Annotated in this window: 5 protein-coding genes and 1 tRNA gene; all 6 read left to right on the top strand. The window is 43.3% G+C overall.

Annotated features, from left to right (window positions below; all coding sequences use genetic code 11):
• Positions 1-11: 11 nt before the first annotated feature.
• The 6 genes from KO537_RS05515 (at position 12) to KO537_RS05490 (ending at position 6,011) form a co-directional block, all read left to right on the top strand.
• Positions 12-87 (top strand) — tRNA-Val (locus KO537_RS05515).
• A gap of 167 nt (positions 88-254) precedes the next feature.
• Positions 255-485: a hypothetical protein gene (locus tag KO537_RS05510; protein ID WP_105252063.1), complete on the top strand. Its 231-nt coding sequence runs from the start codon at positions 255-257 to the stop codon at positions 483-485.
• Positions 486-952: 467 nt separating this feature from the next.
• Positions 953-1,972 (top strand): TRAP transporter substrate-binding protein, encoded by a 1,020-nt coding sequence (locus KO537_RS05505; protein ID WP_173497703.1) that lies wholly within the window; start codon positions 953-955, stop codon positions 1,970-1,972.
• A gap of 59 nt (positions 1,973-2,031) precedes the next feature.
• Entirely contained in the window at positions 2,032-2,688 is a 657-nt protein-coding gene (locus KO537_RS05500; RefSeq protein WP_173497702.1) for a TRAP transporter small permease, read from the top strand.
• Positions 2,688-4,085 (top strand): TRAP transporter large permease subunit, encoded by a 1,398-nt coding sequence (locus tag KO537_RS05495; RefSeq protein ID WP_028761090.1) that lies wholly within the window; start codon positions 2,688-2,690, stop codon positions 4,083-4,085. Before KO537_RS05500 ends, KO537_RS05495 begins: the two co-directional genes overlap by 1 nt.
• A 129-nt stretch (positions 4,086-4,214) precedes the next feature.
• Complete coding sequence (locus KO537_RS05490) at positions 4,215-6,011, top strand: ATP-binding protein (RefSeq protein WP_028761091.1); 1,797 nt, start codon at positions 4,215-4,217, stop codon at positions 6,009-6,011.
• Positions 6,012-6,013: the final 2 nt, after the last annotated feature.

The raw sequence follows: 6,013 nt of genomic DNA, 5'->3' as shown, positions 1-6,013 counted from the left end.
GTTATATCCCAGGTCGCTTAGCTCAGCTGGGAGAGCACCTCCCTTACAAGGAGGGGGTCACTGGTTCGAGCCCAGTAGCGACCACCATATATCTCCCCCAATAAACTTTACCCACGCGCTTACTCAACTATGCTTGATCTCAATCAGCGAGTGATAAGTTATGCTATTCGGCATTTTATATTTCGTTAAATACTAAGCACTATCGACACTCAGCCTGATTTCATTCTGCTTTAGCATTTTTGGAGATCAACATTATGGCCAGCGTCAGTCAATCCGCTTCTCTTGCCAATATCGCCACTTATTTAAAGCATACCCACGCCTGCGATGAGCAAACGGCTCTAAAAGAAGCGCGGGAAGTCATGCATAATCTCGTCAGCATGCGCCAAAAAGGCTTTATTACCGGTTGGTACTTTGATGAACAAGGCCATTTAGCCTTGTTACCTAGCGATGCTATCCTTAAACGTATTCTTTTAGAGGATGACTAACAGCATCAAATGAATTGTGTCTTGATTGACTACGATAGCTATCGACTTAACCTCCATAGACTTCACATCTCACCTACACTTCTTCTCCTAAAGCAGCCCACCACAGTATTTGTCGTTATATCGCATACTTTTACGGCTTTTTTTGATCTCAAAATAACTAAGTTTGTTTAATTTATCTGCAACGACAAAAGCCGTCAATTTGGGGCCGATCTTCACTATGGGTGGGTTTCCACCCAAACACAAAATCACTGTGAGCGAGATCTCACCCACCAAACTAAAAGTGTGACAAACATCAAATGAACTACACTTTAGTAACCAAACACTTACAGAAGCCAGTGTAAGTTGGCGTGGTATTTGCCTTTAGTAAGACAGACCTCAGGGAAATCAAGGCTGTATTCCTACTCAAACTTGGTAACAAACTAACCAAGACTGAGGACAAATCCTAACAACAGAAAAAGGAACTCAAGATGATATTGAATCAACAAACTGGATTGACCCGTCCACTCAAAACCTTAGTCAAAATGCTCGCTGTTGCCTCCGTATTTGCGACCAGTTTTAACGTATTTGCAGAACCGATTGAAATTAAGTTTTCACACGTAGTGGCAGAAAACACACCTAAAGGCCAAATGGCACTTAAATTTAAAGAACTCGTTGAACAACGTTTACCAGGTGAATACAAAGTCAGTGTATTTCCTAGCTCACAGTTATTTGGGGATAACAACGAACTAGCGGCACTGCTGTTAAACGACGTACAATTTGTCGCGCCTTCACTCTCAAAGTTTGAGCGTTACACTAAACGTCTACAAATATTCGATTTACCTTTCCTATTCAATGATATGGATGCCGTGAACCGTTTCCAACAAGGTGAAGCTGGTCAAACATTACTGAACTCCATGAGCCGTAAAGGGATTGTCGGTCTGGGTTATTTACACAATGGTATGAAACAGTTCTCCTCTAATACACCACTTAAAAATCCTGCTGATGCAAAAGGCTTAAAATTCCGCGTTATGGCATCTGATGTTCTAGCAGCCCAGTTTGATGCTGTTGGTGCAATCCCTGTGAAAAAACCTTTCTCTGAAGTATTTACCCTACTTCAAACCCGCGCTATCGATGGTCAAGAAAACACTTGGTCAAATACTTATTCACAAAAGTTCTATGAAGTGCAAAGCCAAATCACTGAAAGTAATCACGGTGTTCTCGACTATATGGTCGTGACCTCTGACACTTTCTGGAAAGGTCTACCTGCTGACAAACGTAAGATCATCAAAGAAGCTTTAGACGAATCTATCGCATTAGGTAACAAGATTGCCGCTGAAAAAGACAATGAAGACAAAAAGTTAATCCTTGATTCTAAACGTTCACAGTTAGTGACTCTGTCTCCTGCTGAACGTCAAAAATGGGTTGAGGTAATGAAACCTGTTTGGGCTAAGTTTGAAGATCAAATCGGTAAAGATGTGATTGATGCTGCTGTAGCTGCAAATAAATAATAATGATGATAGTCGCCTAAGCTCAACCGAGCTTAGGCGACCATTTCAGCGAGGGGATTATGGCTGTGATATCGCGAATATTTGGTTATATTGAAGAAGGTGTGCTCAATTTATTGATCACTCTGATGACGCTGTTAGTGTTTTCAGAAGTCGTCGCTCGCTTCTTCTTCAACACGGGTTTTCTTTGGATCCAAGAACTTACATTAACCTTTTGCGGTTGGTTTGTGTTATTTGGTATGTCCTATGGGGTTAAAGTCGGTGCCCATATTGGTGTCGATGCGTTTGTTAAAAATTTAGCGCCAAAGGCTAAAAAGATAGTATCTCTTATTACCGCCTTTGTTTGTATCGTCTATTGCGGACTCTTTTTAAAAGGCAGTTGGGATTACTTAAGCCAGATGTATCAAATCGGTTTGCCTATGGAAGACATACATTTCCCACAATTTATATTAAAAAGCCTCGATCCAGATTTTGCTTGGAACACTTTAAAAATCGATATTGAAGATGGCGCAATACCGATTTGGTTATCTCAAAGTATTTTAATTATTGGCTTTTTTATGTTGACTTGGCGTTTCGTCGAACTCTTTATCGCCATTCTGCGTGACCAAGTCTCAGGCTTCCAATTTGCCGATGAAGCGAAAGAAAGTATGCATTTAATCGATGAGAGCGCTAAAAACGCTAAAGTAGATCCAGTCTCTGACCAAAAGGAGGCTAAATAATGGCTATTGCAACCCTATTTACCGCCCTATTCGTATGTATGTTTCTCGGTATGCCTATCGCTATCGCATTAGGTTTTTCCAGCATGCTGACGATTTTATTGTTCTCGAATGACTCCTTAGCTTCAGTTGCACTCAAGCTGTATGAGTCTTCATCAGAGCATTACACTTTACTCGCTATCCCCTTCTTTATTCTGTCATCCGCCTTCCTATCAACGGGTGGTGTCGCTAGACGGATTATCGATTTTGCCATGGACAGTATTGGACATGTCCGTGGTGGATTAGCAATGGCATCCGTTATGGCGTGTATGCTGTTTGCTGCGGTTTCTGGTTCATCTCCTGCGACTGTTGCGGCAATTGGTTCTATCGTCATAGTCGGCATGGTAAAAGCAGGTTATCCCGAAAAATTTGCTGCAGGCGTGATCACGACCTCTGGCACTCTCGGGATTTTGATCCCACCTTCAATCGTCATGTTAGTGTATGCCGCAGCAACGGAAGTATCGGCTGCAAAAATGTTTATGGCAGGCTTAATCCCAGGTTTAATGATGGGATTTATATTGATGATCGTCATTTATATCGTTGCCCGCTTTAAAAACTTGCCCTCACGTCCTTTTCCTGGCGTTAAACAACTGGGGATTTCAAGTGCCAAGGCAATGGGTGGATTAGCACTCATCTTTATCGTATTAGGCTCTATCTATGGTGGCGTTGCGAGCCCAACCGAAGCATCAGCTGTGGCTTGTGTATATGCTTACCTTATTGCAGTATTTGGCTACCGTGATATCGGGCCATTAAAAGACGTGGCATGGCGTAATCAAGGTGAAAACTTAGCCAAAGCAACTGCGCGTAACTTAGGCCATATGTTCTTAGGACTGATTAAAACGCCTATCGACAAAGACATACGTCATGTTGTGCGCGATGGTGCCAAGGTCAGTATCATGCTGCTGTTTATCATAGCTAACGCTATGCTATTTGCGCATGTATTAACCACAGAACGTATCCCTCACATTATTGCTGAGTATATTGTTAGCATGGGTTTACCCGCCTGGGGATTCCTGATCATCGTTAACTTACTGTTGCTTGCTGCCGGTAACTTTATGGAGCCATCGGCGATTGTACTCATTATGGCGCCAATTCTGTTCCCTATTGCAACGCAATTAGGCATAGATCCTATTCACTTAGGTATCATAATGGTCGTGAACATGGAGATCGGTATGCTAACGCCGCCTGTGGGACTCAATCTCTTTGTCACCGCTGGGATCACGGGACGCAGTATTGGTTGGGTGATTCAGTCGGTTCTACCTTGGTTACTCGTGATGCTAGCCTTCTTAGCCCTGATTACTTACGTACCACAGATTTCACTCTTCTTACCTGAATGGTTGGATTCGATGCGTGGATATTAGTCTGCAATTCAAGGTTGTGAGATTACCCCTTGATTACAGATAGATTTTAAGCGAGCCTAGTCAGGCTCGCTTTGTTTTATTATGCGCAGTATCAGTTATTGATCCCGTTGCTTTATCAGGATAACCACCATGTTGCCCATGACGCCTAAGGCCAAGAAACGCCTCTTTCTGACCGTTGTGTTACTTGCAGGCCTATTTGCAACCCTCAAACTGACCTACTGGGTGCATTTGCATCAAGGTAAAATCGAGATCCAAAAGCAATCGGAGAAACAACTAAAGGAATTAGTCAGTTTTCTCGATGGTGCACTATCACGCTACGAAAGTATTCCCCACGTGCTCTCGACTAACCCAATGCTCGCCAATGTCCTGAACGACCAGCAGAATCCTGATAAAGTCCAAGAGCTTAATTTATATCTCGAAGAAATTCAGCATGTCACCGAAGCATCCGATATCTATCTGATCGATGCCTTAGGTATCGCCATTGCCGCCAGTAACTGGCAACAAAGTTTTTCCTTTATTGGCAAGGACTACTCCTTTAGACCCTATTACACAGATGCTATCTCGGGCAATCTAGGCCGTTATTACGCAGTGGGTACCAGCTCAGATAAGCGCGGATTTTATTTCTCTTACCCTATTTATCAACAAGGTGGTAAAGGCATACTTGGGGCCATCATAGTCAAAGTTAATATTGCCGACATAGAGCAACAAAGTACCAGTATCGCGATTGCGGGTCAGTATCAGTTCCTTATCAGTGATCCTGAGGATATCGTCTTTATTTCCAGTATCGATGAATGGCGGTTAAAGTCACTAACCCCGCTTACCCAAGCCAAGCAATATGCCCTTAATGCCTCAAAACGCTATGCAGAACGTCCCATAGGAGAGTTGTTGATGAAGCCGCCCTATGAAAGTGGTAGTCAAGCTATGCTTTACCAACTGCAAACGGGTACAGACCATGAACAATACATGGACATCCACCAATCAATGGCTAAAGCAGGCTGGCGAGTACACATCTTAGCGCCAATCAAACCTTTACTGACCTCTTTGCCCGCACTGATGTTACTGTCAGCCAGTATTTATCTTTTGCTGGCACTCAGCATCCTATTTAACGCCGAGCGCCGTCGCAATCTACACCGAATGCAACTAGCGCAAAGCCTATTAGAACAGCGAGTTGAAGAACGCACTCAGGACTTACAGCAGGCCAACAATCAACTCAAAGATACTCAAGATGAGCTGATCCAAGCGGCAAAACTGACAGTGATAGGCAGTTTATCCGCCAGTATTAACCATGAACTCAATCAACCACTCGCGGCACTTCGAAGCTATGCCCAAAATACCCAAACTTTTCTCGCCCGTGATATGCAAGATAAGGCACTGGATAATATCAAGATTATTATTGAACTTACCGACAGATTAGCCGATATTGTTGGGCAATTTAAAAGCTTTACCCGCAAGAGCCAAGGCGCTGATAGCGCAACCGATATTGGCCGCTGTATCAAGCAAGCCCTGACCATAGTTCAACCTGCAATTGATAAACAGGGTGTTGAACTCGATGTACAATTACCCAACGGCAACTATCAGGTTTGGGGCGATAAGGTTAGATTACAACAAGTGTTTGTCAACATTATGAGCAACGCCATTGTCGCTATGCAACAATCAGTTAAACGCCAATTGGTTATCCGCGTGACCAGTGAAGATAAGTTTTGCATCAGTATCCAAGATTCAGGCCCGGGTGTACGTGAAAGCCAAATGGAGAAAATCTTCGAACCCTACTTTACCACTAACGAGCGCCACGGATTGGGGCTAGGCTTATCGATTTCACAACGTATTATCGAATCCATGCAAGGCCAAATTAACGTTGCCAATGCCGAAGAGGGTGGCGCTATTTTCCAGATTATTTTACCTATTTACTTGCTCGAGGAACGTTAGTT

The organism is Shewanella sp. NKUCC01_JLK (assembly GCF_019345615.1).
Lineage (GTDB): Bacteria > Pseudomonadota > Gammaproteobacteria > Enterobacterales > Shewanellaceae > Shewanella > Shewanella oncorhynchi.
Note: the sequence above shows the minus strand (reverse complement) of the source record. Positions and strands in the feature narration are given on the sequence as shown.

What these genes read in the sequence shown, in the direction of transcription:
- KO537_RS05510 (WP_105252063.1), top strand. Translation starts at nt 255, where the DNA reads ATGGCCAGCGTCAGTCAATCCGCTTCTCTTGCCAATATCGCCACTTAT.
- KO537_RS05505 (WP_173497703.1), top strand. Translation starts at nt 953, where the DNA reads ATGATATTGAATCAACAAACTGGATTGACCCGTCCACTCAAAACCTTA.
- KO537_RS05500 (WP_173497702.1), top strand. Translation starts at nt 2,032, where the DNA reads ATGGCTGTGATATCGCGAATATTTGGTTATATTGAAGAAGGTGTGCTC.
- KO537_RS05495 (WP_028761090.1), top strand. Translation starts at nt 2,688, where the DNA reads ATGGCTATTGCAACCCTATTTACCGCCCTATTCGTATGTATGTTTCTC.
- KO537_RS05490 (WP_028761091.1), top strand. Translation starts at nt 4,215, where the DNA reads ATGTTGCCCATGACGCCTAAGGCCAAGAAACGCCTCTTTCTGACCGTT.